This window comes from Paraglaciecola mesophila (assembly GCF_009906955.1).
Lineage (GTDB): Bacteria > Pseudomonadota > Gammaproteobacteria > Enterobacterales > Alteromonadaceae > Paraglaciecola > Paraglaciecola mesophila_A.
In genome coordinates, this window is sequence record NZ_CP047656.1 from 4,469,406 (window position 1) to 4,496,298 (window position 26,893).

The 26,893-nt window shown below is 40.8% G+C and carries 19 protein-coding genes; 15 read left to right on the forward strand and 4 right to left on the reverse strand.

Annotated elements, in window-relative coordinates:
- Positions 1-47 precede the first annotated feature (47 nt).
- Together FX988_RS19075 and FX988_RS19080 are read left to right on the forward strand one after the other, a co-directional pair.
- Positions 48-2,408 carry a glycosyltransferase gene (locus FX988_RS19075; protein ID WP_160181686.1) on the forward strand — a complete coding sequence of 787 codons (2,361 nt, stop codon included), beginning with the start codon at positions 48-50 and terminating at the stop codon, positions 2,406-2,408.
- Between the two features lie 25 nt (positions 2,409-2,433).
- The gene (locus FX988_RS19080) at positions 2,434-3,612 is read left to right on the forward strand and encodes an ATP-grasp domain-containing protein (RefSeq protein WP_160181687.1); all 1,179 of its coding nucleotides are present in this window, start codon (positions 2,434-2,436) and stop codon (positions 3,610-3,612) included.
- A gap of 48 nt (positions 3,613-3,660) precedes the next feature.
- On the opposite strand, the gene FX988_RS19085 is transcribed toward FX988_RS19080, so the two are convergent.
- The 4 genes from FX988_RS19085 to FX988_RS19100 form a co-directional block, all read right to left on the reverse strand.
- Positions 3,661-4,662, reverse strand: coding sequence for a TDP-N-acetylfucosamine:lipid II N-acetylfucosaminyltransferase (locus FX988_RS19085; RefSeq protein ID WP_160181688.1), 1,002 nt, complete (start codon positions 4,660-4,662; stop codon positions 3,661-3,663).
- Positions 4,663-4,730: 68 nt separating this feature from the next.
- On the reverse strand, positions 4,731-5,639 hold the full coding sequence (locus FX988_RS19090) for a class I SAM-dependent methyltransferase (RefSeq protein WP_160181689.1): 909 nt from the start codon (positions 5,637-5,639) through the stop codon (positions 4,731-4,733).
- Positions 5,640-5,694: 55 nt separating this feature from the next.
- The gene (locus FX988_RS19095; protein WP_160181690.1) at positions 5,695-7,374 is read right to left on the reverse strand and encodes an asparagine synthase-related protein; all 1,680 of its coding nucleotides are present in this window, start codon (positions 7,372-7,374) and stop codon (positions 5,695-5,697) included.
- An 11-nt stretch (positions 7,375-7,385) separates the two neighbouring features.
- The gene (locus FX988_RS19100) at positions 7,386-10,889 is read right to left on the reverse strand and encodes a 6-hydroxymethylpterin diphosphokinase MptE-like protein (RefSeq protein WP_160181691.1); all 3,504 of its coding nucleotides are present in this window, start codon (positions 10,887-10,889) and stop codon (positions 7,386-7,388) included.
- A 369-nt stretch (positions 10,890-11,258) separates the two neighbouring features.
- On the opposite strand from FX988_RS19100, the gene FX988_RS19105 reads away from it, so the two are divergent.
- The 13 genes from FX988_RS19105 to fliM all read left to right on the forward strand — a co-directional run bounded on the left by FX988_RS19105 (position 11,259) and on the right by fliM (position 26,889).
- Positions 11,259-12,062, forward strand: coding sequence for a flagellin (locus FX988_RS19105; RefSeq protein ID WP_160181692.1), 804 nt, complete (start codon positions 11,259-11,261; stop codon positions 12,060-12,062).
- A 326-nt stretch (positions 12,063-12,388) separates the two neighbouring features.
- A complete protein-coding gene (locus FX988_RS19110; RefSeq protein ID WP_160181693.1) occupies positions 12,389-13,819 on the forward strand; it encodes a sigma-54 dependent transcriptional regulator in 1,431 nt (476 codons plus the stop codon).
- Between the two features lie 144 nt (positions 13,820-13,963).
- Entirely contained in the window at positions 13,964-15,148 is a 1,185-nt protein-coding gene (locus tag FX988_RS19115) for a sensor histidine kinase (protein WP_160181694.1), read from the forward strand.
- A 19-nt stretch (positions 15,149-15,167) separates the two neighbouring features.
- Positions 15,168-16,511: a sigma-54-dependent transcriptional regulator gene (locus FX988_RS19120; RefSeq protein ID WP_160181695.1), complete on the forward strand. Its 1,344-nt coding sequence runs from the start codon at positions 15,168-15,170 to the stop codon at positions 16,509-16,511.
- A 316-nt stretch (positions 16,512-16,827) separates the two neighbouring features.
- Complete coding sequence (gene fliE / locus FX988_RS19125; RefSeq protein WP_160181696.1) at positions 16,828-17,169, forward strand: flagellar hook-basal body complex protein FliE; 342 nt, start codon at positions 16,828-16,830, stop codon at positions 17,167-17,169.
- 10 nt (positions 17,170-17,179) lie between these two features.
- Positions 17,180-18,886 (forward strand): flagellar basal-body MS-ring/collar protein FliF, encoded by a 1,707-nt coding sequence (gene fliF / locus FX988_RS19130; RefSeq protein ID WP_160181697.1) that lies wholly within the window; start codon positions 17,180-17,182, stop codon positions 18,884-18,886.
- A 44-nt stretch (positions 18,887-18,930) separates the two neighbouring features.
- Entirely contained in the window at positions 18,931-19,986 is a 1,056-nt protein-coding gene (fliG, locus tag FX988_RS19135; RefSeq protein ID WP_007989982.1) for a flagellar motor switch protein FliG, read from the forward strand.
- A gap of 33 nt (positions 19,987-20,019) precedes the next feature.
- On the forward strand, positions 20,020-20,823 hold the full coding sequence (fliH, locus tag FX988_RS19140) for a flagellar assembly protein FliH (RefSeq protein ID WP_160181698.1): 804 nt from the start codon (positions 20,020-20,022) through the stop codon (positions 20,821-20,823).
- A gap of 6 nt (positions 20,824-20,829) precedes the next feature.
- On the forward strand, positions 20,830-22,164 hold the full coding sequence (gene fliI / locus FX988_RS19145) for a flagellar protein export ATPase FliI (RefSeq protein WP_160182239.1): 1,335 nt from the start codon (positions 20,830-20,832) through the stop codon (positions 22,162-22,164).
- Positions 22,165-22,203: 39 nt separating this feature from the next.
- On the forward strand, positions 22,204-22,644 hold the full coding sequence (fliJ, locus tag FX988_RS19150) for a flagellar export protein FliJ (protein ID WP_007989976.1): 441 nt from the start codon (positions 22,204-22,206) through the stop codon (positions 22,642-22,644).
- Positions 22,645-22,916: 272 nt separating this feature from the next.
- Positions 22,917-25,205, forward strand: a complete 2,289-nt coding sequence (locus tag FX988_RS19155; protein ID WP_160181699.1) for a flagellar hook-length control protein FliK — start codon at positions 22,917-22,919, stop codon at positions 25,203-25,205.
- 79 nt (positions 25,206-25,284) lie between these two features.
- Positions 25,285-25,812 carry a flagellar basal body-associated protein FliL gene (gene fliL / locus FX988_RS19160; RefSeq protein ID WP_160181700.1) on the forward strand — a complete coding sequence of 176 codons (528 nt, stop codon included), beginning with the start codon at positions 25,285-25,287 and terminating at the stop codon, positions 25,810-25,812.
- Positions 25,813-25,830: 18 nt separating this feature from the next.
- Positions 25,831-26,889 (forward strand): flagellar motor switch protein FliM, encoded by a 1,059-nt coding sequence (gene fliM / locus FX988_RS19165; RefSeq protein ID WP_007989971.1) that lies wholly within the window; start codon positions 25,831-25,833, stop codon positions 26,887-26,889.
- Positions 26,890-26,893 lie beyond the last annotated feature (4 nt).

Consider the following 26,893-nt stretch of genomic DNA (forward strand, 5'->3'; position numbering starts at 1 on the left):
AACTTAACGTTAGCAGTAAGTCTGTTCAATCAAGTTTTGAGGTGCATATGAGCACGTCATTTTCGATTATCATTCCGACTTATAATGCTAGTAAATTTATTAGCGATTGTTTAGATAGTATTGTTAGCCAAAACCTTTCTTCTTCAGATATCGAAGTGATTCTAGTCGATGATTTCTCTGCGGATAACACCTGTTCTATTGTTCAGCGTTATTACGATATTATTCCTAATTTAAAACTAGTTGAATTATCGACTAATACTGGCCCTGGAATAGCTAGAAACGAAGGTTTAAAAGTTGCTACTAACCAATGGGTTATATTTTTGGATAGTGACGATGAACTAAAAGATAATGGCATTCGAACTCTCCAGCAGTTTATTAATAATCAAAAATCACCATCATTAGACGTTGTCGGATTTGATTGGGCAGAGAGTCAAAAGTCTGAAAAAAACTTGAAAAGTAGTCAACGTATAGGGCGACGAGATAACGTTTATTTTTCACATCAGCATAAATTAATTGAAGCTTATTTATCCCATCGTATGGACGGATCAGTGATTTTTACAGCGATGAAAAGATCATTGTTAGTTGAGTCAAATATGAAATTTGACTCTGGTCTTCATGAAGATGTAGATTTTATTTTTAATGTTTATTTCAACGCCAGTGATATACGCTATTTTGATCACATTATTTATTTAAAAAGAAACCATCGAACTTCAATTATCAATACTATATCTGAAGCACATGTTGAAGGTTACTTACGTGCCTGGAATACAATACTCAATATTCTTAAAAATGCTAAATTAACGAGTGCGGTTAAAGATCGGTATCTAGCTGCATACCACTACGGCACTATTGGTGTTATCGCGACTAGAATACGAGAAATAGCTCGTCAAAGGAGTAGCGCAACAAATATACATCCGCTTTTTTCAGCCCTTTGGCTATTTAGTCAAGAAAAACGTAAAAGTAAAGAATTTGTAGAAACTCTCAAAAATTGTAAAACATTATATGGAAATTTATGTCGTTTATTTTTTGATAAGATGGATGAGAAAAGTTTGAGTGAAACAGAAAAAGTAGAAACAATTTGCACGCAGATTAGTCAGCTAGATGGTAAAAGTTGGAGTTGTACGGATTTACAGCATTCTGTATTTATGCGCTCCAATGAAGTTCGTACTTGTTGCAAACGTTTTTTCGTAGACGGTGAAATGCGCGGAGACGTGAAATTGTTTGATGTTACTGATGGCTCCGAGAAGTCTCTCGGTAGTAGGGAGATATTGGAAGCTAAACGGGAGTTACATCAAAAAATTAATGCTGGAATAAGTAATCCATGTGAAGGGTGTTCTTTTCTTGAATTTAAAAAGTGGGATACTCTCAATAAGCTAGATATCCATTATTTATCATTAGAGTATCATTCAGTATGTAATTTAAAATGTACCTATTGCAGTGATGAATATTACGGTGGTGAAAAGCAAAAATACGATATTGAAGGCAGTATCGAGAAATTTATAGAAGATGAGGCATTACAAAACTGCGCATTAGTTGTGTGGGGGGGGGGGGAGCCGGTTTTGGGTAAAGGCTTTGAGAAAATCACTGGAATGTTAGCTGAAAAAATTCCTAACGTGCAGCAACGAGTTCTGAGTAACTCGGTAAAACATAGCCCAGCAATAGATATATTACTGATAGAAAATCGTGGCCAACTAATAACAAGCATTGATGCTGGTACGACAGAGACCTTTGAAAATATTAGAGGACGGGATTATTTACACAGAGTATGTAGCAATCTCAAAGACTATTCAGAAGTTAACAACAAAAAAATAACCATTAAATATATTTTCACTGAAAATAATGACTCTGAAAATGAAGTTCGCTCTTTCGTAACTTTAATGAAAAGCTATTCTTTACAGAACTGTGTTTTTCAAATAAGCGGTGATTTTAAAAAAGAGCATGTGAGTATTGAATCAGCTACTTCTATGGTTTTAATGTTTGGATTGCTAAAACAGTTAGGCTGTTCTGCAATATACTTTGACGAGTTGTTATGGCATCGACTAGGAGATATTTTTGCATTAAATAGTCCTGATTATGTCAATAGGCTGCATAATCTAACTGGGTTCGAATTCATAGCTACGGCTAAAAAGTATCCTCGAGTAATCGTTTGGGGAGCAGGGCAACAAGCGAAATACCTCGTTTCCAAAAGCCACTTTTTTGAGCAAGCGGAAATTGCTTATTTTGTTGATGCTACACCGAATAAAATAGGCAGCGTTTATTTTGACAAAGAAGTAAAATGCCCTTCGGTTCTCAAGGAGTCTGACCTTCCTATTGTTATTGCAGCTGTTCAAGGTTATGCACTTATTGTAGAGCAATTTAATAAATTAGGGATTGACCAAAATAGGTTAGTTAATGAGTTAATCATTTAATCGAGAGTGGTAACGTAATCCATATATGAAAAAAAAATTATTGATTGCTGGTGGGGGCTATGCTGATATCCCGTTAGTTTTGGCCGCGCAAAAGCTAGGTTTTTATGTCATCACATCAGGAAACAATCCTCTTGATATGGCCCATGAATATTCTGACGAGACCTGTTTAGCAGATTTCTCAAACAATGAATTGATGCTTCAAGTTGCTATATCATTAAAAATAGATGCTATCTGCCCCTGTGCCAATGATTTTTCAGCAATAAGCTGTGCTTATGTAGCGGAAAGAATGAATTTACCGGGACATGACAGTTATTTATTGGCGCAAAAAATTCATCATAAGGATTCATATCGGGAGTTTGCGCTAAAGCATAGTATTCCTAGTCCTAATGCTATGGGTTTTATCGACCCAATCAAGGCCGTAGATAACCTGAAGCTCTTCCAGTTTCCTGTCATGGTCAAACCTGTAGATCTAACCGGTGGTAAAGGCATTCTGAAGGCTTCGTCTGAATTGGAAGCTAAGGAAGCTATCAAAATAGCTTTTGAAATGTCGAAAACAAAAAGGATTGTCATAGAAGATTTTATAGAAGGGACTAGGCATGGTTTTTCTGCTTTTATCGTAGATGGTAAAGTGGCGTTCAATTTCTTAGATAATGAGCATTACTTTCTTAATCAGTATATGGTTTCGGCGGCATCAACTCCTTCCATTGTTTCGTCAAATGTCATTGCAAAGTTAATTAGTTACTCAGAACAAATCGTACATTTAATGAAGCTCAAAGATGGAATATTTCATGTGCAGTTCATTCTTAAAGATGAGCAACCTATTATCATTGAGATATGTCGAAGACCTCCGGGAGATTTATACTTAAATTTAGTCAAGCTTGCCACATCAGTAGACTATTCTAGCTACATTATTAAAGCCTTTACTGGGGGCGATTGTAGTGAACTCAATCAACGAAATAACGAGGGTTTTTATAGTCGCCATTGTATTATGGCAGATAAAGCAGGAACGATAGACACTGTCAGTATAGATACCACTGTGAAGAGCAATATAGTGAAACAATACTTATGGTGGCATAAAGGCGATGAAATTACAGAGCCATTAACTCACAAACTAGGAATCGTATTTTTAAAATTCAATTCACTCGATGAAATGTTAACCAAAACAAACGATATGCAAAATCTAATAAAGGTTAAAGTTAAATAATAAAAACATTGTGTTTACTCTTTCTCATAGCCTTGATTAGTCAACTTTTCAACCGTTTGGTAGATTAAATAAATACTGCCATTGGTGTACTAAAGATTGTTTGGAAAAGTGTTTTTTAATATTATTGATGTTCTTCTGTGCATGGTATTCAGTTAAAAATCCTTCGTCTAATTTAGCTATATCAAACAGTTTTATATCACAATCTTTCAGTGTATCCCATGTGGTAACAGACGGGCGAATGAACACTCTACAGCCATAACTTAATAGCGTAACTATAGTTCCCATTGCCTGTTGGCGATCATGATCAAATAAAGCTATGTCCACCTCTTTAAGTAAGTTTTTGTATTCATCAAATGGTAAAAACTCTGTCATTGGTATGAATTGATCACCAAATAATTCATTGCCATATTTAATTACTTTTTTTATGTGTTCAGGATGGCCTTTATTGGCATAAGATAGAGGCGTGTAAACCTTGCCTATTCTGTGTTTGTATTTCGATATTTGTTCCAATAAAAATAAGTGATTGTTATTTGTTGCACCGGAATTACCTAGTAAGATATTTTTTGAAGTATGATTTTTTTGAGTATATTCAGTTGGTTGATATAAATTGCTAGGATAAGCAAAGTTTATAATAGCGTGTCCTTTTGCTCCATACCAAGTTCTAACAAACTGTATGTCACCAGCGGAATAAGAGACAAGGTGACCAATCGTCTCAATTATCTTTTTGTGTTCATCATTTTTACTATCAGGATTGTAAAAGTCTGCTCCCCACATTACCCAATACGATTTCTGTAATAGGTCCGGAAAGGTAATTAGTAAATTATTAATTTTATCTCGCCATAGACCGTGAAGAATGATTTTTTCTGCTGCTTGTAAAATTTTTACTAAACATAAAAAGTCATCATCAGTATGAATAAATTTGACATTATGGGAAGGCGTCAGTCCAAATTGATATTTTTCACTGGTGATATAAATAAACTGGTGTTCAGAAACGTGAAAATTCTCTTGGATAAAGTCTATGTAGGGAGGCATAAACTTTTCAGAAATCATAATATGAACATATTTAATCAATTTTTTATCCCAGTTGAGGTGAATTTTAATATATATGTCTGATTTCGCTAATTTATTTTCTCGATAGCAAAACTTTGATTTTCCTTAATATCCATAGTGAGATATTTTAAGCGCCATTTGTGTGTCACGCAAAACTCATGTACTGCCTCAATAACACCATATTTAAACGATTTTTCCCAATTCCCCATACAATAGTCGTGGCCGGCTATTATCCCTCCAGGCTTTATTTTTTGGGCATATAGCTCTAGTTCTAACTTAGTTTGTAAATATTTATGTGTTGTATCTATATAGATCCAGTCAAAATAATTATCGGGAAAATCATGGACTGCTTCATGGGATAAGCTTCTATTAATAACTACGGATTTTAAGCGTATTTGTTGCTCAAATTTACTCTTTATTTTATCTAAAAGAGTTTGATTGAACCGTGTACTATCCCAGACATCAATCAAATGTAGTGTTTTGGGTTTGTTTTCTTTCAAAATCTGTGAAGAAAAACTTCCAGTGTCAACGCCAAGCTCTGCCGCGATGCCTTCTTGTGGTAGTTTTTGTAATAATTCTAATCGGTTAACAAGTAGTGTACAGTTTTTGATATGTGAATGCTGAAGAGGTATTTGGGGGATATTTTCAATGATATTACTTCTAAACTCTTCTTGAAGAGAAAAAATTTGAGCTGAAATTTTTTGTATTTCTTCAATGTCATTTGAATTTACATAGTTATCAATACCTACTGACTTTAAAGTGCTTGAAATATCAGTAAAAAAATAACTGCAAATAATGATTAGATCGAAATTTAAATTTTCTAAGTCTGAATAGTGATAGATTTTTAAACCTAACAGAATTTTTCCCTGTCGTTTTATATTACTATCTACAAAGCCAAGTACTTCATATTGTAAAGACAGTGCAGTTAATTCAGCGAGTGCTTTATTTGACGTTCCATAAATTAAAATTTTCTTCATTTCTTTGCCTTTATTTCAACTGACAAGTTTCAGGGTTGTGTATATTTTCTTTTAGTTAGCTTTGAAAAATGGATGTTCTTTGGAGGTAATATTCGAGAGTAACGAACCTGAAGATATTTTCTACATGGTTAACTTTAAAGGAAGCTAAGTGTGGATTTAGGTATTGAGAGATAGGATCAATATTTGTAAATTTACTATATCTTGAACTTTCATAATGCAGCATATTAGTAATCTTACGAAGAACTTCTTCGTCTCTTATTCCTTTTGCGTAATTAATGTATCCGCGGCTTATTTTTGGGTATGATAGTAAATTTGATTCTTTACCTAGTAATGTTTTCCGTGTTTTTTGCCATGGTATATTTTCAAAAAAATCAGGGAAAAACTTAATCAGCATATCAGCGTACAATTTATTATCTTTTCTATAATAATCGGGTAAAGAGTATACAAATTCAATTAGATTATTATCGAAAAACGGTTTTCTCTGAGTTATTTTATGAAGGCTATTAACACTGCCCATATTAGTAAAGCGCCTGACTCTATTCATTAAAAGGTGAGGTTCACATTTATCTATCGCATAAAAGTCTGAATCAAAATCTACTCTATCGGTTTGATTTTTGTAAAACTGTTTTAAGTCACTATTATTCGCTTGTTTATCTAGAGGTAGATGATTTAACCAGCCGCCACCACATACAACATCTCCAGCATAACCATTTAAGTTAAACGTGATTTTATTCGATACCTCTTCTAGAAATTCAATTCCGTGCATATGCATCATGCTTAGCATACCATCAGTTCGCCAAATAGAATTAAAACGAGATTCAAACCAGTTAGATTCAGAAAAGTTATATATTGTATGCTTCCACTTTGTTTTCTTTGCTACGATTTTAGCTATCTCTATATCGTCACAACCTTCTATTCCAAAGGTGTAGAGTTCTCCAATATAGTCGGGATACAAGGTGTTTACAGCAGCAATGATCGCTCTACTATCCAATCCCCCACTCAATGATACTCCCATTTTTTCATCCGGGCTAAATCGTTTTTTTACAGAGGCTAGAAATAGCGTCCCAAGTTGTTCAACAGCGCTATCAAAAGAAACATTTTGTAATTTAATTTCAGACCACTTCCAATAAGTGGTTTGTTCTAAGTTACTTGATTTTAGATCATATGAAATAATTGTTGAAGGTGGGACTAGCTCGATATTTTTAAGTAGCGTCTCATTTTCAACTAAATAACCTAGTTCGAGAAAAGAATTTATAGCGACTTCGTTTAAAGTGTAATCTGTTCTAGGTAGGGCAAGTAATCCTTTTACTTCAGCACTCCAAGCTAACTTATTATCCGTATAGCAATAATACAATAAACTCATGCCGTACCTATCAGTTATCAGGTGAACTTTTTTATTAATACTGTCATAAATTATCGCATGGAAGTAACCATCAATTTTACTCAATATATCTTTTAGTTTTTGATTGATGTATGACTCGTAAAGTAACTCCTCAAAAGTATTTTCAATATAATTATATTTTTCACCTTGTATTGATATGAAAATTCCATTTTTATTAAAGGTTTTTTTGTGGTTTTTAGTTGACTTTAAATGTATATGAGACATTTGTATTGAAGAGTCGTTAACTATATCGTCAATTATTAGGTCGTTTGAGTCAACTATTAAAGCAGTAGACATTAAATGAATGTTATCTTCATTTGATTCATTTTTTGTATATCCATAAATGCCTGGCATATTAATTCCTTTTAATTTTCGATTTCAGCCGCTATATGTCTATATTCGCTCAACGTCTCTTTCGTTGTAAGAGTAAGTAATAAATGTTTCATCCGTATGTCTCCTAGCACCAATCTCCCCCTTGTTTTTACTTGTTCAGATATTAATTCAATTTTTTCTTTTCTATAGATAGAAATGAAATGAACAAAGTCTAAGGCAATATAATCGCCTGGTATTGTATATAAAACATCTTCATTGAATTTTGTTTTATCACAACCTAATAATTTAGGGATAATAAATGACGGTGAAGATAAGCTTAAACAACATCTTATTAGTAAAAAAGTTGTTGATACTAAGTTGTTCACTACAGATTCATCATTTATATTGGGTTTAGCAAGTAGCATCACATTATTAAAAGGATTTTTCCGAACATCATTAGATGTCGTTAGGCTAATAGTGTTTATGAGGCCTTTTTTACTTGAATTTTTCGAATTCTCTTCATAAACGACATAGTCGAAATCTTTCGTTTTGTATTCCTTGATTGGACTTTTAGTAAAGTAAATATTATTTATAAATGGAAAATGAACTTTTAAATTCCATTTGATGCTATTTTCAAAATTAGGATCTTTAGTAACGATTAATATTGACCTGCCGAATCCCACTTCTTCTAAGTATTTAGATTCTCTCTTCCAAACATTGAAGCCTGATGTATCAAAATATTTTGTATTTTTAGAGAAACACAAAAACTCTTTTAAATTCCTGAGTAAATTAGCCCATTTGGATGTGGCAGTAATGCAAAGTTCAACACTTTTAAATCTCTCTGAATGTTGAAGTGAAAGTTTTGTAAAAATCGCATTGGCATAGTTTACCGTACCATACATGTAATAAAACAGCAGAGAGCGGCCCGTCTGATAAGAATCAAACAGTAACTCTTTTTGAGCATTAATCAGCTTATTTATATCGCCAGGTGTTGATAAGTGTTCCTCAACCAACTCTTGAAGTTGCTGCACTTCTTCAAGCATTAATTCATGTGAGAATTGCTTTTCATATTTTTCGATAAAGTGGGTACTGTGCTTGGTTGAGAAAACCTTTTTATGCAGTTTTTCCAAAGCATGGTCACGCTCATCATTGCTCGCCATGATGAGTAGATTATCGATCTCAAGTGGGGTTGTTCCTTTAATTCTCGCCCCGTCGCTACAATTGTAGAAGGTTTGTTCTTTCGGCTTTCGGTGGGTGACTTGCTCGATGACCTGCCGTGATACTTTAAACTCATGTTTAGTATTTACCTTAGGCCTAAAATTACCTGGTACAACAAGTGAGGTGATATTACCGGCAGAGTAATCATAGGTTTCTTTGCCATCTTCTTGGTAATAGCCAGAAGACTTCGAGTGGTGATGATTAACATCAACAAAACCTAAATCCACACCCATTAAATAAATATGGTTAAAGCCCAGTACACTAATGATGTTAGTCACAAAATTACTAACAGTGGGGAACGATTGCTGAAGCACTTCAAAGTGCTGCTTACCGAGCACACTCAATGCTGACACGGTCGATGATTCACCTTCTTTAAATGCGACGAGTACATCTTTGTATAATTCACAGGTGTCTGGGTGAATCCCGTTACAGGAAATAAGCGTTATTTCCTTTAAGTAGTCAAGATCACCTATTAGCACAGGCCAATCATAGGTGCTGCGATTTTGTTCTATTTCCGCATGGAAATCGGGCGTGATGCCGTTTTTATATAAGGCTTGAAGGGCAGTACCGCAGCTAATAACTATCGATTGGTTACGCCATTCTTTAATGGCTTCGAGAGACATATCTAAAGAAGGGCCATTGCCTATGATAAAAACTGGTACTTCTTTATCTTTATAACTTAAATACTGCGATGGTTTATTCATGAGTACTGGGTAATCGCGCCTGAACCCTTCTTTCATATGTTCGATCCCATAATACGCATGATCGAAGTATTCCCCCATAGAGATAACCACTTGTAGTTGTTCTCTAAGCTGCGCTATGGCGCTATTAAGTGAGGCGTTGTAGTAGCTTTGATAGAAGTAGGTATTGTTTAAAATATAGGGGCCAATGGAGTGAAACTGATTTAATAAGTCGTTAAATAAGTGCGTGCCGTCATCCCCTACATTTAGGTAAATTCGCGTGTCACTGGCTTCTATTTTTGTGAAAATTGCATGCCAGTCGATGGCGAATAATGATGCGTAAAAGAAGTCAGGATTTGGCTCACAGATAAATAATTTTTCTACCGAATGTTCGTCCAGTAACTTTTCGAGCTGATACCCAACGCCTAAACCAAACATAATGATAGAAGCGATTGTATCGGGTAACTCGCCTATTTGTTCTTCTGCTTCTTTTAATAATTCTTGAGTTTCGTTAACGAACTGGTAGTGAAGGTAATGTGCCAGCTTGGTGCCCTTGTAGCCAAGTACAAGACCGTCTTTGTTAGGCTGCTCATTAAAATTTTCCAAGTTCCAATCACAATCTTGCTTTGGTGAGCTGCCGTACCACGGGTGCAGTCCTATAGCTTTTACAACATTGATTTCTTGATTTTGGTTCTGGATCGGTAGCCAAATCTGCGGTGTATAATCTTTATATTGCTGATAAATATTTGGGAAATATTTTTTGAAAGCCAACAAGTTTTGCTCAAATAGGTTATTTTGAGTAGATACATTTTCATGCGCAGTTAAGTCTAATTTAGGTGCCCAAGACGGCACAAATTCTAAGTGACTTTTATGTTGTTTAATATTGAAGCCACTATTATTTATATCCTCCCAACTGCGATGACAGATATCATGATAAATCGTGTCAAACACCTCTTGGTTGTAATGTTTATAGAGATGAAAGCTGTCGATTGAAATGTGTTCTCTTAACTCGTTGATGTCCGTTAGTAAATCTCGTCCATCCTTCTCAATTTGTAAAAATAGCGCCGTGCCTTTTGCTTTGGCTAACGCAAAGATATCCGCCCATGATACTGCCATAGTTGAGCACTGAAAGTACTGGAGTTCAGGTTCGTAAACTATCAGGTTTTTAATCGTTCTCGCTTCAAGCAACTGAATAATATGCAAACCAAGACCACACCCTAATACAACAAGACATTCCACTTCGTCTGGCATTGGCTTGAGGGCTTGCTCGGTTTTAAAACTTGGTAGTTGCTTAAAATCTAACGGGTTTTCCGAGGTTTCAACTAAATTCGTTTTCTTTTTAGTGTCGGTAAAATCAACACAGGGGCAATGGTTTAGCGTTTGCGCAACCTGTTGCTGTATCTCTTCGCTTGGGTGAAAGCCGTAAAATGTTCTGCCTATCCCATAATCAACAATATTGGTTTCGCCCCATTTATTCATGAATAAAGAAAGATTATAAAGTTGTGAATCTTTGATCAAAGGAAGAAGTGAAGGGATGTTGCGCAAAAATGCGTTAACGCTTTCATTGCGGTTTTTAACAATACTTTTTGCCAATTGGTCATCAAGTAAAGTTTGTTTTTCTTCATCTTTTTCTAAATGCAGGCGAATATTTTTTAACATGGTTCACTTAATTTTACAGTTGCTGTGATGATTACGGACATACGGCTTAAGCGCAAACCTAAACTTCTTCATGCTACAAAGCGCTAAATACGTAGTGAAGAGTCATAGTTCATGTATTCGCATTAGCAATAATCAGGCCGCTTTACCGCTAATAATTTGACACAAAGCTTACATAAGCATTTGAAGAAAAGACAGATTTCTAAAACGATTCTACATTGGGCTTTGCCTCGTTAATTATAAGAACGGTATGGAACCCAGTGTAGACGTATCATCAAATATACTTTGCATTGCTTACTTTTTGCACCGAATTTGCTAAGCTGAACCAGGGTTTTGAGAGATGGTAGAGGTACTGTCTCTAGGAGAAAGAATATGATTAATTTAAATACAGAGTCTAATTCATCTTTGTTGCAACAGGTGCAACAAAAACAAGAATCAATCTTTGAAAAATTAGCATCAGGTAAAAAAGTAAATAGCGCCGCTGATGGTGCAGCTGCGCAGCAAATTATTGATAGACTAACTACGCAAGTAGAAGGTAATCGTCAGTCTGTAGCTAACGCTTATGATGGCGTATCATTAACCCAAGTAGCAGAAGGTGGTTTGTCGGGTATTAATGATGATGTGAGTCGTATTCGTGAATTGTCAGTTCAAGCCGGCAATGGCATTTTAAGTGATTCTGACCGCCAAGCGATTCAAGCCGAAGTATCGCAATTGCAAGAAAATATCTCACAAACAATCGAACAAACCGAATTTGGTGGGCAACCGTTATTAAGTAACAACGGTAATATTGAGTTTCAAATTGGGGCTAACGCAGGGCAAAAAATTGGTGTTGCTACTCAAGATATTGCAGCTAATTTAACTGACGTGTTAAACGTCGACCTATCAACTGCACAAGGGGCGGAAGACGCACTTGTCGTAGCCGATGAAGCCGCAGAGTTTGTTGGCGCAGCCAGAGCTGATTTGGGCGCAACGCAGAATCAGTTTGAAAGCGCTGCTCGTAACCTAACCCAGTCTAATGTGAATATTGCGGCAGCGCGCAGTCGTATACAGGATACTGATTACGCACAAGCAACAGCAGATAGCGCAGCGGCTAATATCTTAGGGCAAGCAAGTATTTCGGTGCAGGCTCAAGCTAATCAGCAGCAAGGGCAAGTTCTTAGCTTACTTAATGGATAATAACGAGGCCCGTAGTACTGTCTCGCGATTAAAACGATTCCATTTAGAGCACAATTCGTACAGTAACGATCACCATGCCCTAGGCATATAAAACGAAAAGGCCGTCACGGCCTTTTTAGTTGTTTTTTTGTACATTTAAATCCATCATAGATATTAACCATTAGTGGTATGATAATTTTTTAACTTATTGTTATTAAACATTTTTTATTTTAAATTCCTCAGGCGTTACATTTAGGTCTCATTCCTCTATTGCTATCCACCAATGAATGGTTAAAATTAAAACCAGAAGTAAAACAGTCAATTAACATGATTATATTGAGGGATGCATGAGTAATATTCTGATTATCAGTGGGCGACCCACGCTCGGGCATAATCTGAACACAATATTGACCTTTCTCGGTGAAAGCAGCACAGCTATCGCCTTCGAGCAAGCCGTCAGTACGCTAAAATCTCACCCTGTTTTTGATGCTGTTTTAATCGATGCATTAGACATGGAGCTAGCAGGGGAGTTGTGTGATAAATTTCCCCAGCAGCCGTTTATTCTTGTTGATAGCAAAGATGCTAATTTTACCTCTGGTGCTAACCGGGTTGGGGCCGTTGATGAAGCGGTAACGTACCCCTTATTAACGCAAATGTTGCATCGATGCCAAGAGCATCGTCGTATGCAACCCAACCGCAATACTACGCCGCAAAACAAAACCAAACTGTTTCGTAGTTTGGTCGGTAAAAGTAATCAAATCCAAAACGTACGCCATCTTATTGAGCAGGTCGCGCCAACTGACGCCAATGTACTGATTTTAGGTGAATCCGGAACCGGTAAAGAGGTGATAGCGCGTAATGTGCATTACCTTTCAAAGCGAGGTACTAACCCTTTTATTCCGGTCAACTGTGGCGCTATTCCTGGTGAGCTTCTTGAGAGCGAATTATTTGGCCATGAGAAAGGCGCATTTACCGGGGCGATTGGGGCCAGAAAAGGCCGCTTTGAATTAGCTGAAGGTGGTACGCTGTTTCTTGACGAAATAGGCGACATGCCACTGCAAATGCAAGTAAAATTGCTGCGTGTTTTGCAGGAACGCACCTATGAGCGCGTCGGTGGAATGAAACCCATTCGTTGTGATGTACGAGTTGTTGCGGCGACTCACCGCAACCTTGAAGAAATGATCGAACAGGGGCGTTTTCGCGAAGATTTGTATTATCGTTTAAATGTGTTTCCAATTGATAGTCCCGCGTTGCGTGAGCGTCATGAAGATATTCCTTTACTCTTGCAAGAGCTTGTCTCACGTATGGAACGTGAAAACGCACAGATCAAGTTTACCGAAAACGCCATGAAGTCGTTGATGGAGCATAGTTGGGCGGGTAACGTCCGCGAACTGTCTAATTTGGTTGAGCGTCTAATGATTTTGTATCCTAACCAACTTATTGATGTAGGTGACTTACCACATAAATATCGCCATTTAGCCGTAGATGACTACGAGCCTGATTACCCAGAAGAGTTACTTGAGCGCGAAGCACTTAATGCTTTGTTTTCAGCTGACGCAGAGTCTGAAGATGACGCTTTCGAAGAGAGCAGCACGTCTACCGAATTACCCCCAGAGGGCATTAATCTTAAAGAGTATATTTCAGAGATGGAAGTTAGCTTAATTTCCCAAGCACTCGAGCAACAAGATTGGGTGGTTGCGCGCTCAGCTGAAGTACTTGGTATGCGCCGAACCACCTTAGTAGAAAAGATGCGTAAGTACGATATTAGCAAAGCGTAACGTCCAACATTTCACCTCGTTTCGACAAAAAAATGACACATAAATTCCTCTAACTATCTGATTAATAATAAATATTTTTATGGCACAGGATGTGCTTATCTAAACGCTATATTCAATCTGTCTAAGTTTTGACGTGAGGAACATATGGCATTCAGTAATTTACAGACCCTAACGGCTAACCAGGCATCAGTTTCAACTGGGGCTGTCATATCCTTTTCAAACGCTGTTGATGGCAATTGCGTTTCTGATGCCAATAGTACAATTGAAACCACTCAAGACATTCAAGCGTTACGCCAACAAGCCACTAGATTGGAGCATCTATTACAAGTAATGCCCGCAGGTGTAGTGGTACTCGATGGAAAGGGGCACGTGAAGCAGGCAAATCAGCTCGCCAAGTCACTGCTAGGAGAGCCTCTAGAAGGGCAGGTGTGGCGAAATATCATCAAGCGTTCCTTTAAACCCCAAGCTGACGATGGTCACGAAGTGTCTCTGTTTGATGGTAGAAAAGTAAAATTGTCTATTACGCCTTTGGTGAACGAACCTGGTCAATTAATTGTTCTTACGGATCTCACCGAAACACGTCAACTACAACAGCGTATTGGTCATCTACAGAAGTTATCTTCCCTCGGGAAGATGGTTGCTTCATTGGCTCATCAAATTCGTACTCCTCTAACTGCTGCGATGCTCTATGCGGCTAACCTATCCAGTGGTGATTTAGCCAAGGAGTCGCGTCAACGTTTCAGTGACAAATTACTATCGCGTTTACGTGACTTAGAAGCGCAGGTCAATGACATGTTACTTTTCGCCAAAAGTGGAAATGAGCAAGTACTAGCGGATATTTCTCTCGAAGAAATGATGCTAGAGGTAAAAGCGGGCAGTGAGGCCATGCTCAATAAAAGCAACGGTAGCTTAGATGTGATTTTACCGGAGCCGAATATTCACTTTGTAGGTAATAAAACCGCCCTAAGTGGAGCATTACAAAATTTAATTCACAATGCGTTGATCGCACGGCCAGATGGTGCGCATATTGTTTTCAGCGCCGAGCGTGATGCGCACAAGCCCGATTGCATGCGGTTAACGGTTACAGACAACGGACCTGGGATCCCAGCGGACAAAATTAAACATATTTTTGAACCTTTTTTCACTACGCGCAGCCAAGGCACAGGTCTGGGCTTGGCGGTAGTAAAAACAGTCGTTCAGTCTCATCAAGGGGAAGTGCAGGCGTTTAATTTAGTTTCTGGCGGCGCATGTTTTTCTATCGTATTACCCATTTTAACGCGAACCGCAGATGAAAAAGTATCTGCCGTTACTGCCAATATTCACGCTTAAAAGGCGAGGAGTTAAATTTATGTCTCAAACAACAATTTTAATTGTCGAAGATGATGCTGGTTTGCGCGAAGCTTTGGTAGATACACTCTTGCTCGGCGGATATACAGTGCTAGAAGCTGACTGTGCCGAGCGTGGCTTGATGATGATGAATCAGGAATCAGTTGATTTAGTGGTAAGCGACATTCAAATGGGTGAAATGAGCGGTTTGTCTTTACTACGGAGTTTAAAAAATAAGTATCCAAATGTACCTGTGTTGCTGATGACCGCTTATGCCACAATTGATGATGCGGTCTCGGCAATGCGCGACGGTGCAACAGATTATTTGTCAAAGCCATTTGCGCCTGAAGTGCTGCTTAACTTAGTGGGTCGCTATGCTCCTGCGCAGAAAGTGCTGTCGTACGACCCCATAGTCGCTGACCCTAGTAGCGTTAAATTATTGCAACTGGCCCAGCGTGTTGCGCGTTCAGATGCAACGGTAATGGTGCTTGGGCCAAGTGGTTCCGGTAAAGAAGTACTGGCGCGCTATATTCATGATCAATCTGACCGCGCAGAACAGCCATTTGTCGCAATTAATTGCGCGGCTATCCCTGAAAATATGCTAGAGGCTACCTTATTCGGCTATGAAAAAGGGGCCTTTACAGGCGCTATTCAAGCCTGCCCGGGTAAGTTCGAGCAAGCCCAAGGAGGCACTATATTGCTTGATGAAATAAGTGAAATGGACTTAGGCTTGCAGGCAAAACTATTGCGCGTGCTTCAAGAGAAAGAAGTAGAACGTTTAGGTAGTCGCAAAATGATCCCGCTAGATGTGAGGGTAGTTGCAACAAGTAACCGCAATATTCGCCAAACAGTTGATGATGGTCTATTCCGAGAAGATTTATACTATCGCTTAAATGTGTTCCCGTTGACATGGGCACCCCTTGACAAACGTCCTGGTGACATAGTCCCACTGGCTGAGCATTTGGTGGCTCGCCACCGTGGAAAGCAGGGAGCCGCTGCACTTGGCTTTTCTTCATCTGCGCGCAGTAAAATGCTACAACACAATTGGCCAGGTAATGTTCGAGAACTAGAAAACGTTGTGCAACGGGCCCTCATTTTATGTGACGGGGAAAAGATTGAGGCAGATGATCTTATGCTTGAGTCTATTGAAAGTGATTTGAGCCATACTCAAGAACCTGTGACAGAAGAAGACGAAAGTAAGCTAGGCTCAGAGCTTCGTCAGCAAGAGCATCAAATCATTCTTGATACTTTACAATCTTGCCAAGGCCGCCGAAAAGACGTCGCGGAGCGCCTTGGTATAAGCCCACGTACGTTACGCTACAAGCTTGCGAAAATGCGCGAAGTGGGTATCGAATTGCCTGCGTAAACTCATAAGCATAACGCTATTGCGTAAGCACTGTGTTTGCTTGTCTAACTTGCTTTTTAATCGGCCGCCTAACCTAAGAGCGGTCGTGTATTTTAGCTCCTTTAAACCCCTGCTATTGTTCGAATAAAATTTACCGCGAGTTCTAATCAACCCAATCGCTCAATTTTCTCGCCATGTCAAGAAACCGTCATCCCTGTATATCTCTTCAAATCTCATGTAACTGCATGAAATACATGGATTATTTTATTGGCATCAACCTTGCTTTTAACTGGTTGAGACTGAATACCGTCATCTTAATATTCGCCAGGAGCACATCATGGACATAAAGGCACAATCACTTTACCAAGACATGCAAAGCATGGCGTTACAAAGCAAAGCAGGGTTAGGTGAAATCAACCCTGCTAGTTTACAAGGTGTGCAAATCAATCCGTCAGGTGAGAATTTTGCAGATATGCTTGGCCATGCGATTGAGTCGGTTAATAGCATGCAGTTGGACGCAAAGAGTCAAGCAGAGCGTTTTGAGATGGGTGACAAAAGTCTCAGTTTAGCGGATGTGATGGTCGCCAAAGAAAAATCTAGTTTAGCGTTTGAGGCAACAGTACAAGTACGCAACAAAGTACTTGAAGCCTACAAAACCATAATGAACATGCCGGTTTAGGAGCTGACACGTGGCAGAAGCAACAGGTACAGAGTTGGCAATGAGCAACGCCAGCGCAGATCCATACACAGGTGGTTCAGAAGCAGAACAAAAATCTGGCTTTATGGATTCACTTGGCTCCACCGATATGGTGCGCCAGCTCACACTTGTTGTTGCGTTAGTGATATGCGTGGCGATAGCGGTATTTATTATGATTTGGGCCCAAGAGCCTGATTATCGCCCTTTAGCCAAGATGCAGACTCAAGAATTGATCGAAGCGTTAGATTATTTTGATCAAAACCAAATTGATTATCGTCTTGAAGGTAATACTGTTTATGTAAGTTCTGATCAGTATCAAGATATTAAACTTGGTATGGCACGCCAAGGCTTAAGTCAAGGTAATGCTGAGGGCACTGATATCATCATGCAAGACATGGGGTTTGGTGTCAGCCAACGTGTTGAGAAAGTGCGCCTTAAGCATGCTCGAGAACAACAACTTGCGCGAACATTAGAAGAAATGAGTGCGGTAACCCGAGCCAAAGTCTTACTTGCTTTGCCAAAAGAAAATGTGTTTGCTCGTCGCGAGAAAAAAGCCAGTGCTACAGTGGTCATTACCGCGCGACGCGGTGCAATTATGGGCAGTGAAGAAGTAAATTCTATTGTCGATATCGTTGCTTCTGCAGTACAAGGTCTAGAGCCTGAGCGCGTTACAGTGACTGACAGCAACGGCCGATTGCTTAATTCTGGTTCACAAGACAGTGAAGCTGCTAGAAGTAAAAAAGAATTTGAAATGGAGCGTAAGCGCGAAAGTGAATACCTTCAAAAAATAGACTCTATATTGATCCCCGTGCTTGGTTTAGGAAATTATACAGCCCAAGCTGATGTCACCATGGATTTCACCGCAGTGGAGCAGACTAAGCGCAGTTATAACCCTGATTTACCTGCAGTGCGCAGCGAAATGACCGTCGAAGAAAACAGCGTAGGCGGCGTGTTAGGCGGTATACCAGGCGCATTAACCAATCAGCCTCCACTTGATTCCAATATTCCAGAGGAAGCAGTTGGTAGTAATACGCAAACAACTATGCCTGGGCGCAACCACAAAGAAGAAACCAGAAACTATGAGCTAGATACCACTATTAGTCATACCAAGCAGCAAACGGGTGTTATTCGTCGTTTAAGTGTTTCTGTCGCATTAGATCATATCGCCACAACTGGTGAAGATGGTACTACCTCATTCGCACCTCGCTCTCAGGCAGAGTTACTTGATATTCGCCGTTTACTGCAAGGTGGTCTCGGTTTTGATGTGACCCGCGGGGACTCGCTTGAAGTGGTCAGTATCCCATTTAGCCGAGAAGGTGAGGTGGCGTTAGAAGAAGTACCGATTTGGGAAGATCCGAAATTCATGCCTATCTTAAAGTTAGTGATTGGCGGCTTGGTGATTATTGTGCTTCTGTTAGCGGTTGTGCGGCCAATGCTACGTAAACTTATTTACCCAGAAGAGACCACGTCAAAAGATGAGTTTGATGCGGATGAAGGGCTAGACTTAGGTGATGAAACCATTAGCATGTTGTCGCAAGAATTTGATGACTCACAAGTCGGTTTCGCCGCTGATGGCAGCTTTATGTTGCCGGATCTACACAAGGACGAAGACGTACTCAAAGCGGTTCGGGCCTTGGTGGCCAATGAGCCTGAGCTATCTTCACAAGTGGTTAAAAACTGGTTATTACAAGACGAATAACCTAAGCAACGCCCAGACTAAGTGACGAGTAAGAGATAAACATCATGCCAGAAGAAAATACAGCACCAGCAACCACGGCCCCTGCAGAAAGCGGTTATGATGTTGGTAAATTAGAAGGTGTTGAAAAAGCGGCTATTTTGCTTCTGAGTTTAACGGAAGAAGATGCCGCACAAATTCTAAAGCATTTAGAGCCTAAACAAGTACAAAGGCTAGGCCAAGCTATGGCACAAATCGATGATATGACACAGCCTAAGATTACCGCTGTGCATAAACACTTCATCGATGAAATTCAAAAATACAGCACTATTGGTTTCCAAAGCCAAGACTTTGTGAAACGCGCGTTAACTTCTGCCTTAGGCGAAGATAAAGCAGCAAACCTTATTGATCAAATTCTAATGGGCACAGGCGCTAAGGGGCTTGATTCCCTCAAATGGATGGACTCAAAACAAGTGGCTAGCATCATTCGTAACGAGCATCCACAGATTCAAACCATTGTTATGTCTTATTTAGATGCTGAACAATCCGCTGAGATCCTTGCTCAGTTCCCAGAAAAAGTACGCTTAGACTTAATGATGCGGGTGGCAAACCTAGAGGAAGTGCAGCCAGCTGCCTTGCAAGAATTAAACGAAATCATGGAAAAACAATTTGCAGGCCAAGCGGGAACGCAAGCAGCCAAAATGGGCGGCTTGAAATCTGCAGCTGATATTATGAATTACCTTGATACCAATATCGAAGGACAACTGATGGATGCTATTCGCGAGCAAGACGAAGAAATGAGTCAACAGATCCAAGACTTAATGTTCGTGTTTGACAACTTAGCAGAGGTTGATGACCGCGCAATCCAAGCTATTCTGCGTGAAGTCCAGCAAGATGCCTTACTTAAAGCGATTAAAGGTGCAGATGAAGCCCTTAAAACGAAGATCACTGCCAATATGTCAAAGCGTGCGGCAGATATGCTACTGGACGATTTAGAAGCGCTTGGGCCAGTGCGTTTAAGCGAAGTAGAAGCCGCACAAAAAGAAATTTTGTCTGTAGCTCGCCGCTTGGCTGATGCGGGCGAAATCATGCTCGGTGGCGGAGGTGGTGATGAATTCCTATAGCCTTTTGGCACTAAGTGGCAGTAGCCCGGCGTCATGAACAAGTATAATGATAGTGAACAGGATAAAGACATCAGCGCCTGGGATCTGCCCTTTGTCGAGGATCAAAGCAAAGCCGATAGCACCACAACCAATGCGTTAAATCGCCGCTCGAATTGGAAATATGAACCTCCTGAAAATCAAGCGGATGAAGAAGAAGAGTTTAGCCCCCCTACGGCGCAAGAAATTGAATCCATTCGAGAAGCAGCTCAAGGTGAAGGGTTTGAAGCGGGTAAACAAGAGGGGCTAGAAAAAGGTCATCAAGAGGGATTTGAGCAGGGCAAAGAGCAAGGATTCGAACAAGGGCTTGAAGAGGGAAGAGCGCAAGGGTTAGCCGAAGCGCAAGAAACCATTCATCAGCAACTTGAAAGCTGGCAGAGCTTGCTATCAACGCTGCATCAACCTGTGGCTTTAGTGGAAGATGCCCTGCAAAAAGAGCTGGTATCTTTAGCCGTATCTCTTGCAAAGTCAGTGATTCGAGCCGAAGTAAAAACCAATTCAGATATTATTTTTAACGCCTTAAGCGAGGGGCTAAAAGCGCTTCCCATCAATGAAAAACAGTATCAAATTCATTTGCACCCGGAGGATTTAGCATTAGTTACTGTGCACTTTAGTGAACAAGAAATTGAAAAGCATGGATGGCAGTTAGTGGAAGCCCCTAATTTATCTCAAGGTGGCTGTGATATTGTTACTCAAAGTAATGCGGTTGATGTAAGTATTGAACGCCGGGTTAAAGACGTATTGGACAAGTTCCTATTAGAGCAAGGGTTAGACACCATTACAGCTGGCGAAGATGAGTAGTCGATGATGCCACTTTCGTTGTTAGAGAACATTAAAGCACTGCAACAACAGATACCTCAAGCACCCGTCGTTGCGGCGGGCAAGCTGGTGCGTGGAATCGGGTTAACTCTAGAAGCGGTAGGGTGTCAAATGCCGGTGGGAAGCCAATGCTTGATTCAAACTGTTGATGGTGAAATCGAAGCTGAAGTGGTTGGGTTTGCTGAGCATATTACTTATTTAATGCCGACTCAGGCAGTCAAAGGCATAGTGCCAGGCTCGCGGGTTCAGCCGCTTAATCGTGAGCAAGGGTTACCCGTAGGTATGTCTCTTTTGGGGCGGGTGGTTGACGGCAATGGTCAACCTCTAGACGGTCTCGGAGCCATCAAAGCAGAAAAGCGCGTTCCGTTAACTCGCCCGCCCATGAACCCTCTTTCCAGAAAGCCAATTCGTGAACCACTAGATGTGGGAGTGCGGGCTATTAATAGCATGATAACAGTCGGTAGCGGCCAACGCATGGGGTTGTTTGCAGGCAGTGGTGTGGGTAAAAGTGTATTGCTAGGCATGATGACCCGAGGCACAAGTGCTGATGTGGTGGTTGTTGGGTTAGTGGGTGAACGTGGGCGAGAGGTAAAAGAGTTTATCCAAGATATTTTAGGCGATGAAGAGCGTCAAAAAGCCGTGGTGGTAGCAGCCCCTGCCGATACGTCACCGTTAATGCGTTTAAAAGGATGTGAAACCGCGGTCACGATTGCCGAGTATTTTCGCGATAAAGGCATGAATGTGCTGTTACTTGTTGATTCGTTAACTCGTTACGCGATGGCCCAGCGAGAAATTGCACTCGCGGTAGGTGAGCCACCTGCGACAAAAGGCTATCCGCCTTCTGTATTTGCCCGCTTGCCTGCGTTAGTTGAGCGGGCCGGAAATGGTGGGGAGCACCAAGGTTCTATTACTGCATTTTACACTGTGCTAACCGAAGGGGACGATTTACAAGATCCTATCGCTGACTCGGCAAGAGCGATATTAGATGGGCATATCGTACTCTCGCGCCAACTAGCAGATTCAGGTCATTATCCTGCAATTGATATTGAAGCCTCTATTAGCCGCGTGATGCCTATGGTCGTTAGCCCTGAACATGTTCAAGTTGCCCGACGCATAAGACAAGTGTATTCAACTTACCAGCAAAACCGGGATCTTATTAGCATAGGTGCTTACACCAGAGGGAATGATCCGCGCATTGACTTATCGATTAAGGCTGAACCAGCCATCAATGCTTTTCTACAACAAGGTATGCAGCAAATATTACCTTTTGAGGAAAGTGTCGAAACTATGGTCAAGCTTGGCACTGGGCTGGGCCCCGCATGATGACTGTTGTTCATTCCTGTTGTCAAAAAGGAGCGCAATATGCCCGTTAGTAAGCAATTGCAAATGGTGGCAGATTGGGAGCGACGTAAAGAGCAAAAAATGGCCACAGACTACCAGTTAGCTCAGCAGAATGTGGTGGATAATCAAAATAAACTCACAGGGTTAGAGCAATATCGCGTTAACTATCTAAAAGAGGGGATCCGTAAAGGACAACTTGGTTTAGCTGCGAAGAATTATGGGCAGCACCAGTCCTTCGTGGGGAAAATTGATGCTGCATGTGAACAACAAACCAAGCAAGTCAGCAATGCACTTGTAGTGGCTGAGCAGCGCAAGACACAATGGCTTGCTCAGCAACGAAAGCGAAAAGCTGTGGAAATGTTACTCGATAAGCAAGCCCTTAAGATTCAGCAAAAGCAAGATAGGGCAGAACAGCAAATGCTGGATGAACTTGCGTTACAAAAGTTTCTGCGCAGTAAATAATATTCGTTTAATTACTGGCTACCCTCTCTATAGGTAAACACCTTTAAGCACTTCTACACATCCTCTTGTCTTAGTCTGCTTCGCGCATATTCATCTAAGTTGGAATGAACATTGCTCTTATTCATTCAAGAAACAGTTTAAGTACTAAAAACCAAGAGATAGAGTTGTGAAAATAGCGCCATTAGCGCCTAATGCCATTCAATAACAATTCTTAACCTTTTGTTTTTAAATAGAATAATTATTTTTTCACACTTGGGTGTAGAGGATGTTAAATGCTGCAACAAATTGCCACCGCTAAATCAGACGTTGCCGCTTATGCGGTTGATGTGAGTGATGAAGCTGCCTCTAAGCTGCAAAATGCAGATGAATTTGCCTTCATGTTAGCCAAGGAGAATCAATCTCATCAATCAGCAAAAGGCGCGCCTGAAGCAAAAGCCGATATACAGCCAGGCGCTAGAAAAATACATAAGCAAGTTGCTCAACAAAGTGATGTCGCAATAGAAAAGGCGACCCAAGACTCTCTATCAAATACGCCAACTACTGACGAATCAAATACGATAGGCAAACAAGCGCAGTCATTTGCTGCAGCGCAAGAAAAAACGGTTGCAACTGATAGCGACGGTCTTGCCAGTCACAATTCACCGAAAAACAAATCTGACGCCACAGGCGTCGACATATTGGCACAAGCTCAGGTGGACACAGTTGAGGCTAACGTGTCTCTATCAGAACAGGTTGATACGTTGGTCACCACAGTCATTAACGATGACTCACAGGGCAATCATTGGTTATCAATAGTTGAGCAGCTTGTGGCAAACACACAAAGTAAGGGGAACAGCGAAGCACAAAGCGATAACCAAGACGCGGGCGTGGCCAATAAAAGCTTGCACAATGAAGTGACTAGCGGCTTAGATTTGCCCATCAGTGCAGAGGATGTGGTCGAGACGATTTCAGGCTCAAAGGCAAGTGATGTTAATTCTGTTCTACCAGAAGATGACGCGTTAGCACTTATCGCAGCTTTGTTGGGCAAAATGAAAAATACCCAGCTCGATACCAAATCAGCGCAAAGCGCAACTGAGCATAGCGATGAAGGTAAAATCCCCGCTGATGATGTGAGTAAAATGATGGCTGCACTTGAAGGGCAACCAGAACTAATGAATGCGTTAAAACAGTTACTCACAACACAAGAGCAGATTAGCGATGAGTCAAAAGTAGCCCTTGGCAATACCGATGCAGAAGTGTCACTTGAGGCGACGACTACCGAAGTTTCAGGCGGGCTAATACAATCTTCAGAGGAGCAATTAGTACTTAATGAACAAGAACTAGCGGATCTTGCTCAAGCAGTTGCTAGCCTAATGAATGCAAAAGCCGCCACGACAAAAGAAACAGCAAAGGGTGAGGTCGCGATACAAACATCTACGATAAAGCAGAGCGAGCCAGAAGCGAACAGTAGCGAAACCGTGTCGAAACTTATTGAACCGGTTACTTTTGTTTCCGAGCCAGACGCTGCTGCCTCTGAACCAGGCGGTGCGCTATCGCAACAACAACTTGTCTTGTTAGAAAGCACACCTGAATTGAAAAAGCTTCTACAGTTACCTCCAGAAAAACTTGAGAGCGCCTTAGCGATATTAGCCAAGCAATTGCAGCAAGGAGGCACAGCAAGTACGAAATCAACGAGTGAATCCACTATTGGCACAGTGGTACACAGCTTAGGTCAGATAGAGAATGACGTCGCGCCCTCTACATCCCCTGATTTGAATAACCTTTTGAGTAAAGCTGAGACTAAAGTAGACGGTAGCGCTGATTTCATTTCGGCTTTAAAAACAGGCTTGGCTGAAGTAAAAGCCCAGCTTGAAAAGGGCCGTGAGCCCGGGATCGATTTGAAGACCTTGGTGAATGACGCCATAAAATCGTCACCAGAGTTGGCAAGCAATATGCTTTCATCTAAGCCTGAGCAGGTAGAATTGGCTACACGGTCAATGCTGCAGGTGGTAGACGTGGCACAACTGATGAGTAGCGCGCTAGAACAGACTTCGCATCAGCACTCGGTCAATGCTACCTATCGTGAGCAGGGCATCAATATGGTTGAACAAAGTAAGGCAAGCCAGTTACAACAAGGTCAGTTTGATAAAGCCTTAAATTTAGCCAAACCTGAAGCGCATCAGCAATTAGCTGAAAAAGTACGTTTTATGGTGAATGCCAATCAGTTGGTTGCAGACATCCGTTTAGATCCAGCTGAATTAGGTTCAATGCATGTAAAGGTGTCGGTAAGTGGAGAATCAGCGAACGTGAGTTTCGTGGTGCAATCGTTACATGCCAAAGAAGCGATTGATAATGCTGCTCCGAAGCTAAAAGAAATGCTAGCTGAAAAGGGCATTGAGTTAGGACAATCATCCGTCGAGCAAGGGTCGCAAGAGAAGAGCGACGAGCAACAAATGGCCGACAATGGCAATAGTCATGGGCGTAATGCTGAGCAAGGGTTGGCTGAAAGCGAAGTGCCAGAAGGTGTATTACAGCAGCCAATCGTGAACGGTGCTTTAGGTGGTATAGATTACTTTGTTTAACGTTATCGACGGCGCTTATCGATTGCGATTTTCTGAGTAAGAACGATAATAGCAGCACTTTATTATTTAAGGCGTACTCATGGCTGAAGAAGAATTACAAATGGAAGACGGCGGTAAAAAAAGTAAACTTATGATGATTATCATCATAGTGGTTGTTTTACTGTTAGGGGGCGGAGCTGCCGCTTATTTTTTATTGGGTGGTGAAGGTGACGCGGCTATGGAGGCGGGAGCTGAGCAAGTGCAAGGGGACAGTGAAGAGGCGTCTATGTCGGCACCGGTGAAAACAGGTACCGCCTTGTACGTAGCGATACCCAACCCAATCACATTCAATGTGCCTGGCACCACTAGGGATAGATTAGTTGAGATAAAAGTACAATTGATGGTACGCGGTAGTGATGCCGAAGAGCAGGTGAAAATGCATATTCCGTCTATCCAAGGCGCATTAAATCGGGCATTTAGCCAAGCAAATGCTGATGACTTAATCACTGAGGCAGGTAAAGCAGCGATACGAGATAACGCATTGAAGGAAGTGCAGAAAACGTTGAAAGACGTGTCAGGTAATGAATTGGTTGAGCAAGTATTGTTCACTGGTTTTGTGATGCAATAAGCATAAGCGAGAAAGAGATTGAGCGACTTATTATCCCAAGATGAAATCGATGCGCTACTTCACGGAGTAGACGAAGTCGAAGAAGAAGACGTTGAAGAGACGCAAGGCGATGGCTCTGCGCTTGAGTATGACTTCTCTTCGCAGGATCGTATCGTCAGGGGAAGAATGCCAACACTGGAAATCGTAAATGAACGATTTGCCAGACATATGCGTGTTAGCTTGTTTAATATGATGCGCCGTTCGGCTGAAGTATCAATTAATGGTATCCAAATGATTAAATTTGGAGAATATATTCATACTTTGTTTGTTCCGACTAGCTTAAATATGGTGCGCTTTCGTCCTTTAAAGGGCACAGGCTTGATCACTATGGAAGCGCGCTTGGTATTTATTTTAGTTGACAACTTTTTCGGTGGTGATGGCCGATACCATGCCAAAATAGAAGGGCGAGAGTTTACCCCCACTGAAAGACGAATTATTCAAATGTTGCTTAAGCTTATTTTTGAAGATTACAAAGAAGCATGGGCACCGGTGATGGATGTATCTTTTGAGTATTTGGACTCGGAAGTAAACCCAGCTATGGCGAACATTGTGAGCCCGACCGAAGTGGTGGTGATCAGTTCTTTTCATATTGAACTTGATGGTGGCGGTGGTGATTTTCACGTGTCTTTGCCTTATTCCATGCTTGAGCCAATTCGAGAATTACTCGATGCGGGTGTGCAAAGTGATAAGGAAGATACCGACCTGCGTTGGAGTAAAGCGTTACGGGATGAAATCATGGATGTTAAAGTTGAACTATCAACCCATATGATGGATTTAACCCTTAGCTTACAAAAAATTATGGACATGAAAGCCGGAGATATTATCCCGATAGATATGCCCGAGCACATTACCGTAATGATTGAAGAACTACCTACTTTTAGAGCCAAGCTTGGTCGTTCTCGTGACAACCTAGCGCTTAAAATTACCGATAAAATTCCGCGTCCCACCTCTGTGAAATCGGAATTACAACTATTAACCAAAGGCGGTCGCAGAATCGACAGCGACGCTGAGTTACAAACCCTTGAAGATGATTTGTAGCCAA